General features: G+C 63.9%; 15 protein-coding genes and 2 pseudogenes. 7 read left to right on the top strand and 10 right to left on the bottom strand.

Annotation, left to right across the window (positions count from 1 at the left end; translation table 11 throughout):
* Positions 1 to 71 precede the first annotated feature (71 nt).
* The 4 genes from NKI73_RS07300 (at position 72) to NKI73_RS07285 (ending at position 3,380) form a co-directional block, all read left to right on the top strand.
* Complete coding sequence (locus NKI73_RS07300; protein ID WP_352628194.1) at positions 72 to 884, top strand: ABC transporter ATP-binding protein; 813 nt, start codon at positions 72 to 74, stop codon at positions 882 to 884.
* A gap of 19 nt (positions 885 to 903) precedes the next feature.
* Positions 904 to 2,151, top strand: coding sequence for an SfnB family sulfur acquisition oxidoreductase (locus tag NKI73_RS07295; protein ID WP_352628193.1), 1,248 nt, complete (start codon positions 904 to 906; stop codon positions 2,149 to 2,151).
* Between the two features lie 69 nt (positions 2,152 to 2,220).
* Positions 2,221 to 2,781, top strand: a complete 561-nt coding sequence (gene msuE / locus NKI73_RS07290) for an FMN reductase (RefSeq protein ID WP_352628191.1) — start codon at positions 2,221 to 2,223, stop codon at positions 2,779 to 2,781.
* A gap of 113 nt (positions 2,782 to 2,894) precedes the next feature.
* Positions 2,895 to 3,380, top strand: coding sequence for a hypothetical protein (locus NKI73_RS07285; protein ID WP_352628190.1), 486 nt, complete (start codon positions 2,895 to 2,897; stop codon positions 3,378 to 3,380).
* A gap of 20 nt (positions 3,381 to 3,400) precedes the next feature.
* Here NKI73_RS07285 and NKI73_RS07280 read toward each other — a convergent pair whose 3' ends face one another.
* From NKI73_RS07280 to NKI73_RS07260, 5 genes and pseudogenes are all read right to left on the bottom strand, one after another.
* A complete protein-coding gene (locus NKI73_RS07280; RefSeq protein ID WP_352628189.1) occupies positions 3,401 to 3,940 on the bottom strand; it encodes a sarcosine oxidase subunit gamma family protein in 540 nt (179 codons plus the stop codon).
* Positions 3,933 to 6,809, bottom strand: a complete 2,877-nt coding sequence (locus NKI73_RS07275; RefSeq protein WP_352628188.1) for a sarcosine oxidase subunit alpha family protein — start codon at positions 6,807 to 6,809, stop codon at positions 3,933 to 3,935. Before NKI73_RS07275 ends, NKI73_RS07280 begins: the two co-directional genes overlap by 8 nt.
* Positions 6,806 to 7,072, bottom strand: coding sequence for a sarcosine oxidase subunit delta (locus NKI73_RS07270; protein ID WP_352628187.1), 267 nt, complete (start codon positions 7,070 to 7,072; stop codon positions 6,806 to 6,808). Before NKI73_RS07270 ends, NKI73_RS07275 begins: the two co-directional genes overlap by 4 nt.
* Before the next feature lie 8 nt (positions 7,073 to 7,080).
* Positions 7,081 to 8,333, bottom strand: a pseudogene (locus NKI73_RS07265) (sarcosine oxidase subunit beta family protein).
* Positions 8,334 to 8,430: 97 nt separating this feature from the next.
* On the bottom strand, positions 8,431 to 9,090 hold the full coding sequence (locus tag NKI73_RS07260) for a TetR/AcrR family transcriptional regulator (RefSeq protein ID WP_352628186.1): 660 nt from the start codon (positions 9,088 to 9,090) through the stop codon (positions 8,431 to 8,433).
* Positions 9,091 to 9,366: 276 nt separating this feature from the next.
* On the opposite strand from NKI73_RS07260, the gene NKI73_RS07255 reads away from it, so the two are divergent.
* A complete protein-coding gene (locus tag NKI73_RS07255) occupies positions 9,367 to 10,806 on the top strand; it encodes an aldehyde dehydrogenase family protein (RefSeq protein ID WP_352628185.1) in 1,440 nt (479 codons plus the stop codon).
* Positions 10,807 to 10,894: 88 nt separating this feature from the next.
* Positions 10,895 to 11,469: pseudogene (locus NKI73_RS07250) on the top strand (DUF1349 domain-containing protein).
* A gap of 32 nt (positions 11,470 to 11,501) precedes the next feature.
* On the opposite strand, the gene NKI73_RS07245 reads toward NKI73_RS07250, so the two are convergent.
* The 5 genes from NKI73_RS07245 to NKI73_RS07225 all read right to left on the bottom strand — a co-directional run bounded on the left by NKI73_RS07245 (position 11,502) and on the right by NKI73_RS07225 (position 17,562).
* Positions 11,502 to 12,716 carry a glycosyltransferase family 4 protein gene (locus tag NKI73_RS07245; RefSeq protein WP_352628184.1) on the bottom strand — a complete coding sequence of 405 codons (1,215 nt, stop codon included), beginning with the start codon at positions 12,714 to 12,716 and terminating at the stop codon, positions 11,502 to 11,504.
* Between the two features lie 197 nt (positions 12,717 to 12,913).
* Positions 12,914 to 14,446, bottom strand: coding sequence for a mercuric reductase (locus tag NKI73_RS07240; protein WP_352628183.1), 1,533 nt, complete (start codon positions 14,444 to 14,446; stop codon positions 12,914 to 12,916).
* The gene (locus NKI73_RS07235; protein ID WP_352628182.1) at positions 14,436 to 15,785 is read right to left on the bottom strand and encodes a glucoamylase family protein; all 1,350 of its coding nucleotides are present in this window, start codon (positions 15,783 to 15,785) and stop codon (positions 14,436 to 14,438) included. The genes NKI73_RS07240 and NKI73_RS07235 overlap by 11 nt, the downstream gene beginning before the upstream one ends.
* A gap of 150 nt (positions 15,786 to 15,935) precedes the next feature.
* A complete protein-coding gene (locus NKI73_RS07230) occupies positions 15,936 to 16,685 on the bottom strand; it encodes an SDR family NAD(P)-dependent oxidoreductase (protein WP_352628181.1) in 750 nt (249 codons plus the stop codon).
* A 106-nt stretch (positions 16,686 to 16,791) separates the two neighbouring features.
* Positions 16,792 to 17,562, bottom strand: a complete 771-nt coding sequence (locus tag NKI73_RS07225) for a helix-turn-helix transcriptional regulator (protein WP_352628180.1) — start codon at positions 17,560 to 17,562, stop codon at positions 16,792 to 16,794.
* A gap of 112 nt (positions 17,563 to 17,674) precedes the next feature.
* Between NKI73_RS07225 and NKI73_RS07220 the strand changes: the two genes are divergently transcribed.
* Positions 17,675 to 19,834, top strand: coding sequence for a hydantoinase/oxoprolinase family protein (locus tag NKI73_RS07220; protein ID WP_352628179.1), 2,160 nt, complete (start codon positions 17,675 to 17,677; stop codon positions 19,832 to 19,834).

The following is a 19,834-nucleotide window of genomic DNA, read 5'->3' as shown; positions in this document are numbered from 1 at the left end:
CTGGGCGCTGCGGATCGGTTTCCCGCAGCGCCCGGCCTGTTTCGGTTCATCGAACCACGAAATGAGAGCCCATGCCGAACGATGATGTCATTCTTGCCGTGGACGCGGTCCATGCCACCTATAACCAAGCCATCACGGCGCTGCACGGCGTCAGCTTCGAACTTCGGCGCGGCAAGATCCTGGCCTTGCTCGGTGCCAATGGCGCCGGCAAGACCACGACGCTGAAGGCCGTCTCCAACCTGCTGCCGGCCGAGCGCGGGCAGGTCAACGCCGGCACCATCCGCTATGAAGGTTCGGATGTCTCGCGCCGCAAGCCGGGCGATCTCGTGCGTGCCGGCCTGGTCCAGGTGCTGGAAGGCCGCCACTGCTTCAAGAGCCTCACCGTCGAAGAAAATCTGGTCGCAGGCGGTATCGGCCGCAGCGGCAGCCGTGCCGAGATCAATGGAGATCTTGAGCGGATCTACGGATATTTCCCTCGCCTCAGGGAAAAGCGCCGGACATTGTCCGGCCTGACCTCGGGCGGCGAACAGCAGATGACCGCGATCGGCCGGGCGCTGATGTCGCGGCCGCGTCTGCTGGTCCTCGACGAACCGTCGATGGGACTCGCCCCGCTTATCGTCCAGGACATCTTCCAGAGCCTGAGAAAACTCAACCGCGAGACCGGCCTGTCGATCCTGGTCGCCGAGCAGAACTCGGCGGTCGCCCTGCGATATGCCGACCACGCCACGGTGCTCGAAAACGGCGTCTCTGTTCTCTCCGGCGCGGCTGCCGAGCTTCGCCAGCGCGAGGATGTGCGGGCCTTCTATCTCGGTCAATCGACCCCCCGGGCAACAGGCATCGCCTGCCGCCAAGCCAGCTCATCTCCATGCCGTGGCCTGAAATGAAATCCGAAGGAGCATTGAAATGACCGTTTCGACCGTCAAGACCGACCACGCTTCCGCCGCCGTGCCGCCAGTCGCGCGACCAACCGTGCCTGCGCACATCATCAAGGACGATGCTGAGGCGATTGCGATTGCCCACGCGCTCGCCGCCGAATTCGTCAAGGAGTCCTCCAAGCGCGATCGCGAGCGGATCTGGCCGGTTGCCGAACTCGATGCGTTTTCGCAAAGCGGCCTGTGGTCGATCAACGTGCCCAGAGCATTCGGTGGTCCAGAGGTGTCCTATGCGACGCTGGCGAAGGTGGTCGAGATCATATCGGCGGCGGATTCCTCGATCGGCCAGGTGGCGCAGAACCATCTCGGCGTTGTCGCCGCCATCCGCACCGTGTCCAACATCGAACAGCAGAAGCTGCTGTTCGCCGAAGCGCTGAAGGGCACCCGGTTCGGCAACGCTTTTTCGGAATTCGGCTCCAAGCGCGCCGCCGATTTCGAGACCCGCTTCACCGATGCCGGCGATCATGTGGTCGTCAACGGCCGGAAATTCTATTCGTCCGGCGCGCTGCTCGCCCATCTGGTGCCGATCGTGGCGCTCGATGAGGAGGGCCGCGCCTGGTACGCCATCGCCGACCGCGGCGCGCCCGGCCTGACGGTCATCGACGACTGGTCGAGCTTCGGTCAGCGCACGACGCTGTCCGGCACCGTCATCATCGACAACGTCAAGGTGCCGAAGACGCATCTGGTGCCCGGCTACAAGGGTTACGACAAACCGACCGCCGACGGCGCCATCTTCCAGATCATCCAGGTGGCGGTCGACACCGGTATCGCCCAGGCGGCGATCGACGAGGCGGTCAATTTCGTCAGGACCAAGAGCCGCGCCTGGATCGACAGCGGCGTCGACAATGCCTGGGACGATCCCTACACCATCCAGGCCATCGGCGATCTGACGCTGCGCCTGCACGCGGCGCAGGCGCTGCTCGAAAAAGCCGGCCTGGCAATCGACCGGGCAGTGGTCGAGCCGACCGCCGAGACGGTGGCGCATGCCCAGATCGTCACCGCCGAGGCAAAAATCCTGTCGACCGAAATTGCCATCGCCGCGACGAACAAGCTGTTCGAACTGGCGGGAACCCGCTCGACGCTGGCCGAACACAATCTCGACCGGCATTGGCGCAACGCCCGCACGCACACGCTGCACGATCCGGTGCGCTGGAAGTACTCCATCCTCGGCAAATATTTCCTCAACGGCGAAAATCCGCCGCTGCACGCCTGGAGCTGATTTCCCACCGGCGGGCGGACGGCTCGCCACATCGAACTTCGACTATCATTTCCCAAGAGGCCCACTGCCATGTCAAACCCAACAGTCGTCGGCTTTTCCGGCAACATCACCCGGCCGTCAAAGACACGCGCCTTCGTCGATCTGGTCACCAGGGACATCGCCGCCAGCCACGGCCTGTCGGCGAGCACTTACGATATCGAGGATCTCGGTCCGTCGCTGGGAACGGCGAAATGGGCCCGCGATCTCGACGGCCAGGCGCGCACGATCCTGGAACAAATCCTCGCCGCCGATGTGCTCGTCGTCGGGTCGCCGACCTACAAGGGCAGCTATACTGGTCTGTTCAAGCATTTCTTCGACCTGATCGATCCGGCAGCGCTGCGGGGAAAGCCCATCGTGTTGACGGCGACCGGCGGTGGCGAGCGCCATGCCTTGATCGTCGAACATCAGCTGCGGCCGCTGTTCGGCTTCTTCGAGGCCTTTGCGCTACCGACCGCCGTCTATGCCACCGACAAGGATTTCACCGACGGCGTGCTGCGCTCCGAGGCCATCCTGAAGCGTGCGGCGCAGGCGGTCGACGAGGTCGGCTTCGTGCTGGCCAACCGCTCGGCAGGAAGGATCGCCGCCGAATAGCCTGCCGTCATTCGCCACGATCGAAATAAGCGAGGGCAGCGCCCTCGCTTACGCGCAATTTACGACCGCCCGCTAAAAACGTTCCTGTCTGATTCGTCTGGGACAGGAACATCATGAGCAAAGCCCTCACATCCTTCGCACTGGTCGCCGTGCTGACCGCCTTGCTCATGGCCTTGAGCCTGGCTGTGGCCAGGCACGGCTATCCCTATGACGCGATCGGCGTCAGACGCCTTGACGGCATTGCTGACGCCGGCGTGTTCATCCCGATTGCCGCTGTCTATTTCTTCAGCGCGATGCTGATGATGATCCTGCCGATCAGGGCGGCCGGCATTGTCCTGACCCATGCCGCCGACGCGATCTTCTGGACCGTGATCGCGCTGTTTGCGGCGATCGCCGGCTGTCTCGCCGCCAGATGGGCTTTCGGCCAGGGCAGTGCAGTGTGGGCGCTGCTGAACTGGCGGTTCCTGTTTGCGGCGGCGATCGTCGGCTGCCACTTCGTCATGAACGAACTGCGCCGCAACGTGCTGCTGCGCAGCCTGTTTTTCGTCGTCTTCGCGGCAGCGACGCTGGCCTGCCTGTTCTGGTCGTTCACGCTCTGACCGGATCGTACAGCCGCCAGCTACTTCGCTGATCCGGCGGTGATGTTGCCGGCCGCCGTTTCCATCCATGTCCAGAGATAGGCCGCGAGCCCGCGGTCGACATGGATGCGCAGCTTGCCGTCATGACGATAGACGACGGCGCTGATGCCGGCGAAGGAAAGTGCTGCACTGCCACTCGCATTGCTGGGATCGAGTGTCGTTCCACGCGCGATGAAAGCGTCGAGCGCCGTGCCCTCGACCTCGAACATTTGCAGCCCGGCGCTGATCGCTGTCACCGCGAAACCCTCTCCATGCCAGCCCGTGGCGATGGCAAGAGGGCTGTTCGACACGACCAGCAGCCGGTCGCGCGCCAGCCGCGCCGCATAGCGGCCGCCCTGTGCCGCACCAAAGGCGCCCACGCCAGTTCCGTCGACGCCGGAAGCCCGCGCCCACGCGTCGAGGTCGCCGCTGACCATCAACTGGTCGAGGTCGAGGATTGCTCGTATCGCAAGGCCCGCCGTGGCGATGACCGCGCTCTGCCAGTCCGGCACGACGGACCATTTTCCCGCGAGATCACGCATGCAGCCGGTCTCCTGCCGGGTCGAAGGCGCAAGGGGTGGTAATCGTCGCCTTGCTGATCTTGCCGAGATGCTGGATTTCAATCGTCTCGCCGCACCGCACCGCACCGCGCTCGATCAGGCCAAGCGCAATCGGGCGGCCAAGCGTCGGGCTGTGGTAGCTCGAGGTGATAAAGCCCTGGCTGCGCAATCTGCCGTCGATCCGTCGGATGCCATGCGCGCCGGTTGGCAGCGGCGCGTCGCCTTGCGGTACCGCCAGCCCGACAAGCTGCATGCGGTCCCCGCGCGAAGCCTCCTCGGTGAACAGCGAGCGGCGACCGACGAACTCGGTCTGGCGCTTGGCGCGCGGACCCTCGACGCCGAGATCATGCGGCAGCGTGGTGCCATCGGTGTCCTTGCCGATGACGATAAAGCCTTTCTCGGCGCGCAGGATCATCAGCGCTTCGAGGCCGATGACGACGGCGTCGAAGGCCTGGCCGGCCTGGCGAAGTTGCACCCACAACGGCTCGGCGCGATCCGCCCGGATCGAGATCTCGTAGCTCCGATCCCCGGTGAAGCTGACTCGGGCGATGCGGACTTCGTCGTCGGCATAGGTGCCATGACCGACCGCCATATGCGGCAGGTCGGCGTCGTCGAGCGAAAGGCCGAGCTCCAGGGTTTCCAGCAGCTTTCGGGCGTTCGGTCCGGACACGGCCAGCGTCGCCATGTCTGATGTGGCGTTGTGAATATAGACGGCGCTGCGGCCAAAACGGTCCTGGCGCCATTCCTCCAGCCGCGCGTGCATGGCAGCGACATGCGAGGACGAGCACGACACGACGAAGCGATGCTCATCCAGCCGCACCAGAACGCCGTCATCGAAGACCACACCGTTTTCCGACAGCATGAAGCCATAGCGGCAGCGGCCCGGCTTCAGCGTCGACATGGTGTTGTAGTAGAGAAAATCGACGAACGCGGCCGCCTGCGGTCCGATCACCTCGATCTTGCCGAGCGTCGAGCCATCGAACAGCGCCACAGATTGACGGGCACGCCGCGCCTCGTCCGCGATCGAACGCTCCGCGTCCGCGTTGCCGCCATAGTGGGCCGGGCGCAGCCAGCCGCCATATTCCTGGAAGACGGCGCCATTGGCGCGGTGGACGTTTTCGAGCGGCAGCCGGCGCACCGGCGCCATCAATTCGCCGACGCGCGCGCCGGCAAAGCTTGCCAACGGCACCGGCGTGAACGGCGGCCGGTAGGTGGTGGTGCCGACCTCCGGCACCGTACGGCCGGTGATCCCGGCCATCAGCGCCAGGCCCGGCAGGTTGGAGGTCTTGCCCTGATCGGTCGCCATGCCGAGCGTGGTGTAGCGCTTCAGATGTTCGACCGAGACGAAGTTTTCGCGTGCCGCAAGCTCGACATCCTTCACCGTCACGTCGTTCTGGTAGTCGATCCAGATGCGTCCCTTCGAACCTGGCATCGGCCATGCCGCCAGAATGCCGCCTGTCGCCTCCAGTCCGGTGCTGCGCGGTGTGACCACGCTCCCCTTGCCGGCGAATGCCGTTGCCGCGCCAGCAAACACCTCCGACAAGGAAACCGCGCCGGTTGCGGCGCCAACCACGGCGATGCCGTCGACCGGATCGCCCGGCAGGAAGGCCGCGCGCGCCTCGCTCCAGGCGAGCTTGCCCTTGGCCTGGCCGAACAGATGAATGGTCGGCGTCCAGCCGCCGGAGATCAGCACGCAATCGGCATCGAACCTCGTGCCGTCGTCGAGCGTCACGCCGTCGACGCGCAGTCTGCCGCTGGCGGAAGCCAGGGCGCGCCTTTTGACCAGCCGGACATTGGCCGGCGCGGCGGGCGTGCCGTCGCGCCTGATGTCGACAAGCGTGACTTCGGCCCCGGCCTCGGCGAGCGCGCCCGCAACTTCGTAGGCGCTGTCATTGTTGGTGGCGACGACGATGCGGCGGCCGACCAGCACCGCATGGTGCCTGAGATAGGCAAGCGCCGCATCCGCCGATAGGATGCCCGGCAGGTCATTGTTGGCGAATGGCAGCGGCCGCTCGATGGCGCCGGTCGCCAGCACGATCCGGCGCGGCCTGACCCGCCACAGCGTATCTAGCCGGCCGTCGAGATGGCGCTGGTTCAGCCCGACCAGATTGTGGTCGTAGATGCCGAAGGCGGTGGTCGAAGGCAGGATCAGGTGGCCGGCAGCGGCAAGCTCTGCAACCGTCTCCTCGATCCGGGCGGCCGCCGGTTTGCCATCGATCTCAGCGGCACGGTGGCCGGGCGATCCGCCAGCCCGGAGTTGGTCATCGGCAAGCACCACGGATTGACCAGCACCAGACGCCAGCCTTGCCGCCGCCAATCCGGCCGGTCCCGCGCCCACCACCAGCACGTCGCAATAATGATTGATCTGGTCGGCCGTACCCGGCGAGGTCCAGTCCGCATCGACTGTGCCCAGCCCTGCCATGGCGCGGATGCGTGGCTCGAACCTGTGCCAGTCCGGCCACATGAAGGTCTTGTAGTAGAACGCCGCCGGAATGAAGCGCGCAAAATGGTCGAGGAAGGCGTTGCGGTCGGTCAGTGCTGTGGGCGTCGCGTTGACGCTCTTCGCCACCAGCCCGTCGCGTGCCGGCTCGGTCGTGGCCCGTGTGTTCGGTGCCGCCCGCAGGCCGCCGATATCGACCAGCGCGTTCGGTTCTTCCACGCCCGCGCCCCAGATGCCGCGCGGTCGGTGGTACTTGAAGCTGCGGCCGACGACCGCGACATCGCCGGCCAGCAATGCCGAGGCGATGGTGTCGCCGGCATAGCCGTACACGGTTGCGCCGTCGAAGCTGAACCGGATCGGGCGCGACCGGTCGATCGCGCTGCCGCCGGTGGAAAGACGCGAGGCGGTCACGCCGTGTGCTCCCCGCCGAGAGCGGCCGAGGACAGCACTTTGTGCGTGACAGTGTTGCGCTCCATGACGAAGAACTCGCCGCAAGTCATGTGGACCCAGATCTCGCGTGCCGGGCCTTTCAGGTTGGTGCGCAGATAGAGGTAATCAGCCCAGCGATCGATCGGCACGTCGGCTCCATCTGGTCTGATGTTGCCGGCATCGCCGCCATAGTGGAATTCGGTCTCGTCGCGCGGGCCGCAGAACGGGCAAGGGAAAAGCTGCATGATTGCCTCTAGTGCGCGATGCCGGAGCCGGCCGCTTCATCGATCAGCCGCCCGCTGGCGAAGCGATCGAGGTCGAAGGGTCGGCTGATGTCGTTGTGCTTGCCTGACGCCAGCAATTGCGCCAGCAGCGTGCCGCCGGCGGGGATGGCCTTGAAGCCGCCCGTGCCCCAGCCGCAATTGAGGAATAGGCCGGGCAGTGGCGATTCGCCGATGATCGGCGAGGAATCGGGCACGACGTCGACAATGCCGGCCCATTGCCGCATCAGCTTGAGCTGGCCGAAGATCGGGAACATCTCCAGCAGCCCGGCAATCACCGTCTCCAGCGTCGGCAGATTGCCGCGTTGCGCATAGGACGGGATGCGGTCGAGCCCGCCGCCAATCACGATCTCGCCCTTGTCCGACTGGCTGACATAAACGCCGCAGCCGGGCGACAGCACCACAGTGTCGAGGATCGGCTTGACCGGCTCGGAAACGCAAGCCTGCAGCGCATAGGAATTTATAGGCAGCCGGAAGCCGGCCTTGGCCGCCAGCACCGAGGAGTGCCCTGCCACCGCCATGCCGACGCGATCGGCACGGATCGCGCCACGCGAAGTCTGGACGCCGCGACAGCGCCCGCCCTCGATGATAAAATCGGTGATCTCGCAGTTCTGGATGATGTCGACGCCGAGCCGGCTCGCCGCTCGCGCGTAGCCCCAGGCGACCGCGTCATGGCGCGCCGTTCCGGCCCTGCCTTGCCAGATGCCGCCGAATACCGGGAAGCGCGCATCCGGCGAAAAATTGTAGATGGGCGCCACACGGCGCACATCGTCTGGTGAAAACAGCTCGGCATCGATGCCGTTGATCTGCATGGCGTTGACGGTGCGCGCGCCGATCTCCATCTCGGCGGTCGAATGGCAGAGATTGACCATGCCGCGCTGCGACAACATGACGTTGTAGTTCAGGTCCTTGGCCAGCCCCTCATAGAGCCGGTGCGCCAGCCCGTAGAGTTCGACACTTTCCGCATAATAGTAGTTGGAGCGCACCACGGTGGTGTTGCGGCCGTGTTGCCGCCGCCGATCCAGCCTTTTTCCAGCACGGCCACTCTGGCGATGTTGTGATTCTTTGCCAGGTAATAGGCCGTTGCCAGCCCGTGGCCACCGCCGCCGATGATGATCGCGTCATAGGACGGCTTCGGCTCGGGCGAGCGCCAGGCCGGCTGCCAGCCGGTTTGGCCGGCCAAGCCCTCCTTGAGGAGCGACAATGCGGAATAGCGTCTGGTCATGGTGTGCCGGACAAGCCTGAATTTCTCGAGGTGAAGCGTATTGGTATTGTACACATATGTCTAGTAGAGGCTGCAGTCTTGTGTACAAATGATGGCGCTAACGCTTGCGCGAAAGCGTCTTCTCGACATAGCGCGAGAAGTCCTCGATATCCTTGGCCGAAGGCTCCTGGCCGGTGAAGCTGCGCAGATACGAGGCGACGTGTGTCAGGCGACTGCTCATCGGCTCATTGAGTTCAAGCGAGTAATAGCCGATCTGCATGAAATAGAGGATGCGGGCTCGCACGAACGCGTCCTCCTCCCCATAGCCATGACGCATGAACATGTCGCGGATGGCGTTGACACGCTCCTCGTCGGCCTCATCGAGCGCGCGTCTGATGGCAGGCGAGCGGCGGGCCCAGGCCCTGATCGCGAAATCCAGCCGCGGATCGAACAGCCTTTCGTCCACCCAGCATTCGAAAATGCTCATCACGCCGCGGATGACGGTCGCGGAAGGCCGCCTGGCGCGTTCGACAATGAACCTGGTGTTGGTCTGCCGCCAATAATCCAGCAACTGCTCGAGCAGGTCCTGCCGGCTCTTGAAATACCAGTAGAAGCTGGAACGCGACACATCGAGCTTCTGGCCAAGTGTCAGCACGCGGACGCGTTCGACGCCGTCCGAGATCAACGTTTCAAGCGCAAGCTTCAGCCAGTCTTCGCGAGTGGCCTTGATGTTGCCGGTGGCGCCGGCGCGCTGAATCGTCGTTTCGAGAGCTGCCATCGACATGACGCATGACACGCTGCCTTAGGCAAATCAAGGCTATGGACAGAGGTGTACAGAGTATCCCGACCCAAGCCGAATGATGCATCGCCGATATTAGTCGGATTGAGGCTCGATGGTGGCTCTGTCGCCACCAAGCCATCAGCGCGGCCGCAACCAAGGGGATTTTTGTCGCGGCTGCGGGTTCAGTGTTTGCTTTCCCGCAAGGCAATTGTCTGGCAAATACCAGTTCAGACAGATGCCGCTGCGCGGCCAACCAGCAGGGAAGACAGGAACATGACACTGTTTCGAAAGAATCTCATCGATGGCGAATGGGTCGGCGAGGCCGGTTCCCGCAACATCAACCCCTCCGATACCGGTGACATCGTCGGCGACTATGCTTCGGCGGGCGTCGAGCAGGCCAAGCAGGCGATCGCTGCGGCCAAGGCGGCGTTTCCGGCGTGGTCCCGCTCCGGTCCGCTGGCGCGCCACGCGGTGCTGAAAAAGGCCTCGGACGAGATCATGGCGCGAAAGGACGAGATCGGCCGCAATCTGGCGCGTGAGGAAGGCAAGACGCTGGCCGAGGGCATCGGCGAGACCATTCGCGCCGCCCAGATTTTCGATTTCTTTGCTGGCGAAACATTGCGCCTGTCGGGCGAGGTCGTGCCAAGCGTGCGGCCGGGCGTCGGCGTCGAGATTACGCGTGAGGCGGTCGGCGTCGTCGGCATCATCACGCCGTGGAATTTCCCGATCGCCATTCCGGCCTGGAAAATCGCTCCGGCGCTGTGCCACGGCAACACCGTCGTCTTCAAGCCGGCCGAGCTGGTTCCCGAGAGCGCCTGGACCATCGTCGATATCCTGCATCGGGCAGGCCTGCCGAAGGGTGTGCTCAATCTCGTCATGGGCAAGGGTTCGGTGGTTGGTCAGGCGATGCTCGACAGTCCCGATGTCAACGCCATCACCTTCACCGGCTCGGTCGGTACAGGCAAGCGCGTCGCTGCGGCAAGCATCGAGCACATGCGCAAGTTCCAGCTTGAAATGGGCGGCAAGAACCCGCTGGTCGTGCTCGACGATGCCGATCTCGCGGTCGCCGTCGATTGCGCGCTCAATGGCGCCTTCTTCTCGACCGGCCAGCGCTGCACCGCCTCGTCCAGGCTGATTGTGACGGACGCCATTCACGACCGTTTCGTCGATGCCCTCAAGGATCGCATGAGCAAGCTGGTCATCGGCGATGCGCTCGACGCGCAGACCCAGATCGGCCCGGTCGTCGACGCGACGCAGCTGAAGCAGGACGAGGACTATATCGCCATCGGCGTCAGGGAAGGTGCCACGCTCGCCTTCGGCGGCGAGCGGCTCGACCGCAAGACGCCGGGCTTCTATCTGCGGCCGGCGCTGCTGACACAGGCCACCAACGCCATGCGCAGTTCGCGCGAGGAGATTTTCGGACCCGTCGCCAGCGTCATCCGCGTCAAGGACTACGACGAGGCGCTTTCCGTCGCCAACGACACGCCCTTCGGGCTGACGTCGGGCATCTGCACTTCAAGCCTCAAGCACGCCACGCACTTCAAGCGCAATTCGGAGGCCGGCATGGTGATGGTCAACCTGCCGACGGCGGGTGTCGACTTCCATGTTCCGTTCGGCGGCCGCAAGGGTTCCAGCTACGGCCCGCGCGAACAGGGTCGCTACGCGGCGGAATTCTACACCACGGTGAAGACCGCCTACACGTTCGCTGGCTGATCGGCCACCGGCCGATCAGCCGGGATGGTCGGGCGCCGGCCGCTCGGCCGGCGAACCGCCACACATCAAGGGAGTGATCGGCGCGAAGATGACATTGCGGGACCTGACCTGGCTCAATCCGCCGCCGCAGCATTCCATCGACGGCGACAGCCTCCGTGTGCGCACCGGCAAGGAGACCGATTTCTGGCGCGAGACATTTTACGATTTCTGGCGCGATAACGGCCACTTCCTGTACCAGCAAGTCGAGGGCGATTTCACCGCTGAGGTCACCGTCAAGGGCGATTATCAGGTGCTTTACGACCAGGCCGGGTTGATGCTCCGGCTGAGCGAATCCCATTGGATCAAGGCCGGTATCGAATACACCGACGGCGTGATGTATTTTTCCGTCGTCGTTACCAACGATGCCTCCGACTGGTCGCTGGCCACCATTCCGGCTGGCCCGCACGGTGTCAGGATCCGGTTGACCCGTCACGCCGAGACGATCCGCGTCCAGTACCTCGATGCTTCCGACGGACGCTGGAAGCCGGTGCGGCTTGCCTACTTCCGATCTCGAAAACGGTCGATGTTGGCATGATGTGCTGTTCGCCGCAACGCGAGGGTTTCGAGGTCACATTCTCCGGCTTTTCGGTCGGGCCACCGATATCGCGGGAATTGCACGACTGACACTGCCGTCGCTTCCAGCGTTAGGCCTGAAGCTATGCGCCAGTCTCGTCCAACCCCAGCCCGCCCCGGACGGCATTGCGGATGGCTCGCGGGCTGAACCTGGCCCAAACCGCTTGATGCGCGCGGATGCGCTGCCGTGCCCGGCGGTCAGTATCCAGGCAAAGTTCGACAGCCATGTCGGCGAGCCCTTCATCGGTATCCGACAGCAGCAACTCCTCCTTGTCGACCAGGTCCAGGCCCTCGGCCGCCAGCGGTGTCGCGATCACCGGCACGCCCCAGGCCATCGCCTCCAGAATCTTGATGCGTGTGCCGCCGCCTGCCGCAAGCGGCATGATGCTGAGATGCGCCTTGGACAAAAGCGGCGCCACACTTTCAGGGTCTTCGACGAGTTCCACGCCAGGCAACCCGGCCAGCGCCCGCACGGCGGGCTTCGGGTTGCGCCCAGCGAGAACCAGGGTCGCGGCCGGAAAGGCCTGTCGGATGCGCGGCAATATGGAGCCGGCTAACCGCTCGACGGCATCGACGTTTGGCGGATAGCCGAGATGGCCGATAAACAGGATCACCGGAAAGCCGTTGCCGGGTCCGGGCTCGGAGGGTAGCGTTTCGGGACTATGCCCTGCGTGGGGAATTCCGTTTGGAACGACATCGATCGGCACCTTGTGCCGGGAGAGGGCCATCAGCCTCTCGCGATCCTGGCTTGAGCAGACCCAGACCCTATCGACAAGAGCAAGCGCCTTTCTCTCGAGGCGCCTGATGCCAAGGCTTGGCGTGATCGTCGCCACGGCAGGTCGCTTCGCATCGGCGCGCCGCAACTGTCCCGCCAGGTCGGACTCGACATTGTGCATGTCGAGGATGAGCTGTTTTGTCAGCGCCCGCAAAGGCCGCAGCAGCTTGAACAGGCCGATGCCCTCGACCAGCACGGTGTCCGTGCGGAAGTCCCGGACCAGTGCCTCCAGCCGCGCCAAGGCGGAGCGCGAAATGCGATGCTCCGCTCGTATGCGCCACCAGCCGATCGAACCGGAGCGGGCCTCTCCTTCGATAGACAAAGCCTCGATGCGGATCGACGGATCGGCGGCTTCCACGGCCCGCGGCCGCACCGACACCAGGCAGACCGGGCCGAATTCCGCTGTCGCCTCAGCATTGCGGTAATTCCTCAGGTCAGCGCCGGATGTCGGCGGAAAGGCCGGATCATGGGAGACGACCAGCACACGCCGCTCGGCGTTCCGCGTGGAGACCGTAGGATTCAAAGCGGGCGCCCGGGACGTTGCACCAGGCGCTGCATTAAAGGCTTTGTTCCAGACGACATTCACGACGGCCCCAAGCCACAACAATCAGCTTCGACTTGTTTAGCCGAACGGGGCTTTCGTCAAGCGCCGTATCTCTTGGATGTCTGGTGCACCGGCCTGGCGACAGGTCTGCCGGAATGCATGCCAGCAGGACGGGGTCATCGCCTGGACCATGCCAGCCAGCGGCTCGCCAGATGCCTCCGAAATGAGGTGAGCCTTGTCCGCCGAAAAGCGTCGCCGGCCATCTTGATGCCTTGTGCCTGCGTCGGGAAGGGATGGATGACGTCGGCCAGCGCATGCAATCCCATGCCCGACCGGATGGCGAGCGACACCGCATTGATCATCTCGCCGGCATGGCTGGCGACGACCGTGGCACCCAGGATGCGGTCGGACCCCTCCCTGACGTGGATTTTGACAAAGCCTTCCTCCTCGCCATCCATCACCGCACGGGCGACATCGTGCATCAGCACCGTATAGGTCTTGACCGGGATGCCGTTCTGGCGCGCCTCCACCGGATAGAGGCCGACATGGGCAATCTCCGGATCGGTGTAGGTGCACCACGGAATAACCAGTTCGCTTAGTTTCCTGCGCCCGAGAAACAGGGCATTGCGAACAACCATGTGGGCTGTCGCCTCGGCGGTATGGGTGAATTTGTATGCGAGGCAGACATCGCCAGCCGCATAGATGCGTGGATTGGTGGTTCTGAGGTAGTCGTCCACTTTGATGCCGGTGGCGTCGTACGCCACCCCGGCGTCCTCCAGGTCGAGACCGTCGACATTGGGCGAACGGCCGATGCCGGTGATGATCTCGTCGACGGAAACCGTCATCGTGTCACCGTCGCGCAAAAGGTCGGCGAGCTTCTTGCCGCCTTCTGTCCGCACCGCCACCGCCTCGGTATTCAGGCGAACCTCGATCCCTTCGCGCGCCAGCGCGTCCGAAAGGATCTGAGCGGCGTCGCGTTCCTCGCCAGGCAGGAACATCGGCTCCCGCTGCACCAGGATGACCTTCGCGCCCAGCAGGCAGAAGGCCTGCGCCGCCTCGCAACCGAGCGGTCCGCCGCCAATGACCAGAAGCCGTTTCGGGCACTCTGTGAGGTCGAACATGGTTTCGTTGCTGAGATAGCCGGCCTCGGTGAGACCTGGAATCGTCGGCAGGGCCGGACGTGCGCCCGTAGCAACCAGCGCCTTTCTAAAACGCAGTGTCTTCCCGGCAACCGTGACCTCGTCCGGTCCGGAAAATCGCGCTTCGCCGAAATAGAGGTCGATGCCTGCGGAGGCCAGGCTCGCAGCCGAATCGGCGCGACTGATCCGCTGCCGGATCTGCCGCATCCGCGTCATGGCACGCTGAAAGTCGACGTGAAGATGGTCCTGCGCGTCGCCGCCAAGATTCTCGGCATCGCGCATATCGGCATAGAGCCTGGCCGTGCGAATGATCGCTTTCGAGGGGATGCAGCCGACATTGATGCAGGTGCCGCCGATCAGCCCGCGCTCGATCAGCGCGACTTTCGCACCGAGGTTTGCCGCCTCGCTGGCAGCGGTCAAGCCGGCTGGCCCGGCGCCGATGACGACAAGATTGTATGGGCCATCTGGCTCCGGGTTCTTCCAGAGCGGCGGATGGGCACCCCTGATCAGCTCGATGTCATCGCGGTCGACAGGGAAGGCGTTGGCCATGGTCGTCCGGTCACGCGACATCGCCGCCACCTGACGCCGAGCTTGCCGGCTGAGACAACCAGCCGCCGCTGAATCCGGCTCTGCCCAGGCCGCGGCGGATGTGCGGGTTGGATCGCATCAGTTCCCAGATCAGGCGCGACCGATGGTTCTCGATCATCATCACCACGATGCCCTGATCCAGCCCGTAGTGACCTTCCGACACCCAGCCGTTGCGGCCGAATTTTCGCCGGTTGGCCAATGTCGGATTGAAGCCGCTCGGCAGCCGGAAATTGTCGATCACCTCGGGGTAGCGATCCTCGAGATGGCGCAATGCCGCCAGGCAGATATCCGGCGCGAAGGGCAGCGAGGCCGGATAGGACCATGGGGCGATTGTTCCATCGTCCGGCCCGAAAGGAGCGCCGCGCGCAGCATAGCCGGAAAACCGGCGACGCTGTCGCGCTACGCTGGCACGAAAGCCGCCTGGTCCGTCGCCCGCCGAAAGTCCCCACAGGTTCTCGTCGTAGCCGCCGTAGCCGTAAGGGTTGCGGCGCGCATAGTCGCGGTGCAGGTAGGTCGAGCGGCGGCTGTTTTCGAAATAGTCCGAGTTCTTCTCACGCATGAAAGCGTCGCGGATGCCGGCGAAGTCGATCCAGGCATGCGAGAACTGGTGCATGAACAGCGGACCGCCATAGAGCACGTCGTAGCCGTAGATGTTTTCCCACTGATAGGTCGCCGTCCAACCCTCGTAGCTGTTGTCCGAGGTCGGGCTGTCGGGCGAGGCCAACGACAGCACGTAGAGGATCGCCGCTTCGTTGTAGCCTTCCCAGCCATAGTGGAGAAAGCCGCTCTTCGGCTTCCAGCCCTGCCGGAGCGTCGGGCTTGAGCCTTGCGCCCATCGCCAGTCGACGCGCCGGTAGAGCGCCTCGGCCAGTTGGCGGATTTCGGCCTCGTCGCCATTGTCGTCGGAAAAATAGGCGCCTGCCACCAGCATGCCTGATATCAGCAATGCGGTATCCACCATCGACAGTTCGCAGCGCCAGACGCGCAGGCCGGTCCGCATGTCGAGGAAATGGTAGTAAAAACCCTTGTGGCCGGTGACCTCGTCGCCATTGCCTTGCCGGCTGGTCGAGAAGAAACGCAGAGCGGCAAGCGTCAGCTTCACGGCCGCATCGCGCGTCATCCAGCCGCGCTCGACGCCGATCGGATAGCAAGATAGCGCGAAGCCGACGACAGCGATGCTGGCCGGCGAATTCGGCCGCGACGTATCGGCGACCAGTCCGTTGTCGGGGTTCACGTTTTCGAGGAAGTAGTCGAAGGCGGCGCGTTGATAGCGCTCCAGAAGCTCGTCGTCGGACAGCGCGGCAGGTTCGACTTTAAGCAAAAGAAACAAGCTCCCGCCCGATAGCTGCATCCCGTGTCATGGTTCCCGGCATAGCTTCCTTGCGTCATCGTCGATTCGAAGTCTGGGACTATATACGCCCGTAAGCACCCGTTCGTTGCACCGTCACGCGGAATTGAGATGCGTCCTGCCTCAGTAGGTGGCGCGGCCGCCGGAAACGTCGAACACGGCGGCCGTCGTGAACGAACACTCCTCCGAGGCGATCCAGCAGATCAGCGCCGCCACCTCGTCGACCTCGCCAAAGCGCGCCATCGGTATCTTGGACAGCATGAAGTCGATGTGCTCCTGGCTCATCTGCTTGAAGATCGCGGTGCGCACGGCGGCCGGCGTCACGCAATTGACCGTCACCTTGGTCTTGGCCAGTTCCTTGCCGAGCGACTTGGTCAGGCCGATCACAGCGGCCTTCGAGGTGCTGTAGGCGGAGGCGTTGGGATTGCCTTCCTTGCCGGCGATCGAGGCGATGTTGATGATGCGGCCATAGTTGCGCTCGAGCATGTGCGGCACGAGCGCCTTGTTGCAGTAGAAGACGCCGTTGATGTTGATGTCGATGACCTTCTGCCAGTCCTCTACCGAATAATTCCAGGCCGTCATGTTGGGGCCGGTGATCGCCGCACTGGTGACCAGGACATCGACACCGCCAAGCGCTTCTATCGTCTGCGCGGCGGCGCTTTCGACTCCCGCGGCATCGGCGACATCGATGGCAATACCGTGGAGGCCAGGGATGACAGCCTTGGCTTGCTCGATTTGGACAGGATCGCGATCCCAGACGCAGACGTGTCCGCCCTCGTCGACAATTCTCTGAGCTACTGCCAGACCGATGCCGGAGGCGCCACCGGTGATCACGGCCGATCGTCCGGCAAACCGTTCCGCGAAACTCGGCATATCGTCTTCCTCCCAATCGGTAGCGAATGTGAAGTTATCGATGACCAAGTTCAAGGCGGGATCGAAGCCGCCGAACGGGATATTGGTGGGCCAGCGGAGGCAGTCGCTACCGGTGCTGGAAGAACTGCAAAAACAGTTCCCGCTCGGTGGTGATGTCGAGCTTTTCGTAGATGCGCCGGCGGTGGTTCTTGACCGTGCCGATGGCAATGCCGAGGCGCTCGGCGATGTTGGCGGTCGGATGACCGGCGAGGATCAGCTGGACAAGTTCCCGCTCGCGCAGCGACAGCCCCGGCCACAGGCTGGCCGGGATGGTCGGCTCCTGCCGGGGTGAGGCGCCGGGGCCTGTCGGCGCCGACGTTCGGGAGAAGTCGGTTCCGCGCGCCTTGATGTCGAGCGCATGCAGCGCCTCGAATACCGGCAAACGCTCATCCAGAAGTGAGATCTCGCTATCCCTGAATGAAGTGGTCGAGCGGTCGAGGAAGATACCGAGGCACCAGTCGCCGCCGTCGGCCAGCATGATGCCGACCTCGTCGCAAATTTCCGACTGGGCCAGAAAGCCGGCTATGTACTGGCCGCGCTTGGCCTCATCGTTGGCAAGCCGTTTTAGCGGCATGATGCCCAGCCTTCGTTCGCGCCGCCACGAGGCGTAGAACGGATCGAACACGTAGTAGTTGTCGAGATAGCGCCGGACCATTTCATCCGAGAAGCGCCGGTGCTTGACGAACTCGGGCGTCTGCGTCGCCGAATAGCGCGTCACGGTGACGAGGTCGTGCTCGATGTCCGCGCCGATCAGGTCGATCAGGCAGTCGACATGCCTGTCCGTGCCGGTGGCGGCGATCGCCCTGGCGAGCGGCGCCCAGATATTGCCCATGCGCATGCCCTTTTCTCGGCGATCCCAGCCCAACCGTCATTGTGTCTTTAGGCATATGGCGCAAGGCCACCCAACCAATCTAGCCTTGTTGCATCTTAGACCAGATCCCGAGGCGACCGTGACCCAACCCAACCTCACCTGTCCCATCGTCGGCAACCCTATTGTCATCGGTATCGACGCCGGCGGCACGATGACCGACACGATCCTTGTCGATCAGGACGGCCACTTCAAGATCGGCAAGTCGGCAACCACGCCGAAGAATGAAGCCGAGGGTTTTCTGGCTTCGGCAGAAGACGCGGCGGACGCATGGGGCATCTCGCTGGAATCACTGTTTTCCGGCGTCAACGTCGTGCTCTATTCCGGCACCGGCATGCTCAACACTCTGTTGTCGCGCACCGGCCGCCGGCTCGGCCTGATCACCACCAAGGGTCTCGAGGACATGATCCTGATGGGCCGCGGCCTGCAGGCCTGGGCCGACTATTCCTATGCCGACCGGCTGCATGCGGTAACCCATCACCATCCCGATCCGCTGGTGCCGCGCCGCCGCACCCATGGCGTCACCGAGCGCATCGACCAGTTCGGCGACATCGTGCTGCCGCTCTACGAACACGAAGTCTCCGCCGCCGCGAAAAAGCTGATCGGCGACAAGGTCGAGGCGATCTGCATCATGACCATCTTCTCGCACGTCAATCCGGTGCACGAGAAGCGCATCGCCGAAATCTGCCGCGCGGAGGTCGAGAAGGCCGGCGCCGACATCATCGTCTACACCAGCCACGAAGTCCGCCCGGTCATCCGCGAGCAGTCGCGGCTGAATTCGGTGCTGATCGAAGCCTACGCCACCTCGCGTGGCCGCAAGCAGCTCAAAGGCATCGAGGACGTCTCGAAGAAATACGGCTTCAAATATGGCGTGCAGACGCTGCTTTCCTTCGGCGGCCTGACCTCTATCAACCATCCGCGCCTCCATGAAACCATGATCTCCGGCCCGATCGGCGGTATCCTCGGTGCTGCCTATGTCGGCAAGCTGATCGGCAACGACTCACTGATCTGCTCGGATATGGGCGGCACCTCCTTCGACATGGGCGTCATCACGCGCGGCCAGACGCGGATCGAGAACGAGCCGCTGATGGATCGTTTCAAGCTCAATGTGCCGACGCTGCATCTAGACACCATTGGTGCGGGCGCCGGCATGATCCTCAAGGTCGACCCGCTGACCAGGAAGGTCTCGCTCGGGCCGGAAAGCGCGGGCTCCGATCCGGGTCCGATCTGCTTCGCCAGGGGCGGCACCGAACCGACCATCGCCGATTGCGACGCGATCCTCGGCCGACTCAACCCGTATTACTTTCTCGGCGGCAAAGTCGTGCTGCAGGTCGAGAAGGCACGCAAAGCCTTCGAGGAGAAATGCGCCAACGTGCTGGGAGTTGGTATCGAAGAGGCGGCAGAGGGCATGATTGACATGCTGGAGTCCGATGCCAACAACGCGCTGCGCCGCGTCATTTCCGGCCAAGGCATCCATCCCTCCGAATTCACGCTGCTCTCCTATGGCGGCTCGGGCCCGCTGCATCTCGCCGGCTGCTCCAGGGGCATCGGCTTCAAGGACATCATCACCTTCCAGTTCGCGGCGGCCTTCTCCGCCTTCGGCTGCACGACCGCCGATTTCATGCGCCGTCATTCCGTGTCGACGCAGCATGACATCCCGTCGCGTGCCGACGAGGCGACGCTGGCCGCTTTCGGCGCCAAGGTCACGACGGTGTGGAACGATCTGACCAAGGCTGCGGTCGGCGAGATGATCGCCGACGGGCACGCGCGCGAAAAAATCAGGACCGTGCCGTTCCTGATGATGCGCTACACCGGCCAGCTCGAGGACGTCGAAGTCATGGCGCCGCTGGCCGAGGTCAATTCGGCCGACGACATGCGTGGGGTTATCGACGAGTTCGAGGCTGTCTACGCCAAGGTCAACCACCGCGTGTCGCGCTATGGTGAAGCCGGCTTCACCATCACCGAGCTTGGCCTCATCGCCACCGCCGACAAGGTCAAGCCGGTGCTGCTCAAGCGGCCGCTCGGCAAGTCGGATCCGGCAGCCGCCCACAAGGGCGTGCGCGAGGCCTATATTGCGGGGCGCTGGCACAAGGCCAATCTCTACGAGATGGATCTCCTGCAGCCCGGCCACGAAGTGATCGGCCCGGCCATCATCGAACATCCCGCCACCACGCTCGTCGTTCATCCGCAGGACCGCGTCCATGTCGATGAATGGACGCTGCTGCACTACAGCCACGCTTGA

The organism is Mesorhizobium sp. M0496 (assembly GCF_040321205.1).
Classification (GTDB): Bacteria; Pseudomonadota; Alphaproteobacteria; order Rhizobiales; family Rhizobiaceae; genus Mesorhizobium.
This window is presented reverse-complemented; position numbering and strand designations above follow the sequence as displayed.

What these genes read in the sequence shown, in the direction of transcription:
- NKI73_RS07285 (WP_352628190.1), top strand. Translation starts at nt 2,895, where the DNA reads ATGAGCAAAGCCCTCACATCCTTCGCACTGGTCGCCGTGCTGACCGCC.
- msuE (WP_352628191.1), top strand. Translation starts at nt 2,221, where the DNA reads ATGTCAAACCCAACAGTCGTCGGCTTTTCCGGCAACATCACCCGGCCG.
- NKI73_RS07230 (WP_352628181.1), bottom strand. Translation starts at nt 16,685, where the DNA reads ATGCCGAGTTTCGCGGAACGGTTTGCCGGACGATCGGCCGTGATCACC.
- NKI73_RS07295 (WP_352628193.1), top strand. Translation starts at nt 904, where the DNA reads ATGACCGTTTCGACCGTCAAGACCGACCACGCTTCCGCCGCCGTGCCG.
- NKI73_RS07260 (WP_352628186.1), bottom strand. Translation starts at nt 9,090, where the DNA reads ATGGCAGCTCTCGAAACGACGATTCAGCGCGCCGGCGCCACCGGCAAC.
- NKI73_RS07270 (WP_352628187.1), bottom strand. Translation starts at nt 7,072, where the DNA reads ATGCAGCTTTTCCCTTGCCCGTTCTGCGGCCCGCGCGACGAGACCGAA.
- NKI73_RS07255 (WP_352628185.1), top strand. Translation starts at nt 9,367, where the DNA reads ATGACACTGTTTCGAAAGAATCTCATCGATGGCGAATGGGTCGGCGAG.
- NKI73_RS07300 (WP_352628194.1), top strand. Translation starts at nt 72, where the DNA reads ATGCCGAACGATGATGTCATTCTTGCCGTGGACGCGGTCCATGCCACC.
- NKI73_RS07225 (WP_352628180.1), bottom strand. Translation starts at nt 17,562, where the DNA reads ATGCGCATGGGCAATATCTGGGCGCCGCTCGCCAGGGCGATCGCCGCC.
- NKI73_RS07240 (WP_352628183.1), bottom strand. Translation starts at nt 14,446, where the DNA reads ATGTCGCGTGACCGGACGACCATGGCCAACGCCTTCCCTGTCGACCGC.
- NKI73_RS07280 (WP_352628189.1), bottom strand. Translation starts at nt 3,940, where the DNA reads ATGCGTGATCTCGCGGGAAAATGGTCCGTCGTGCCGGACTGGCAGAGC.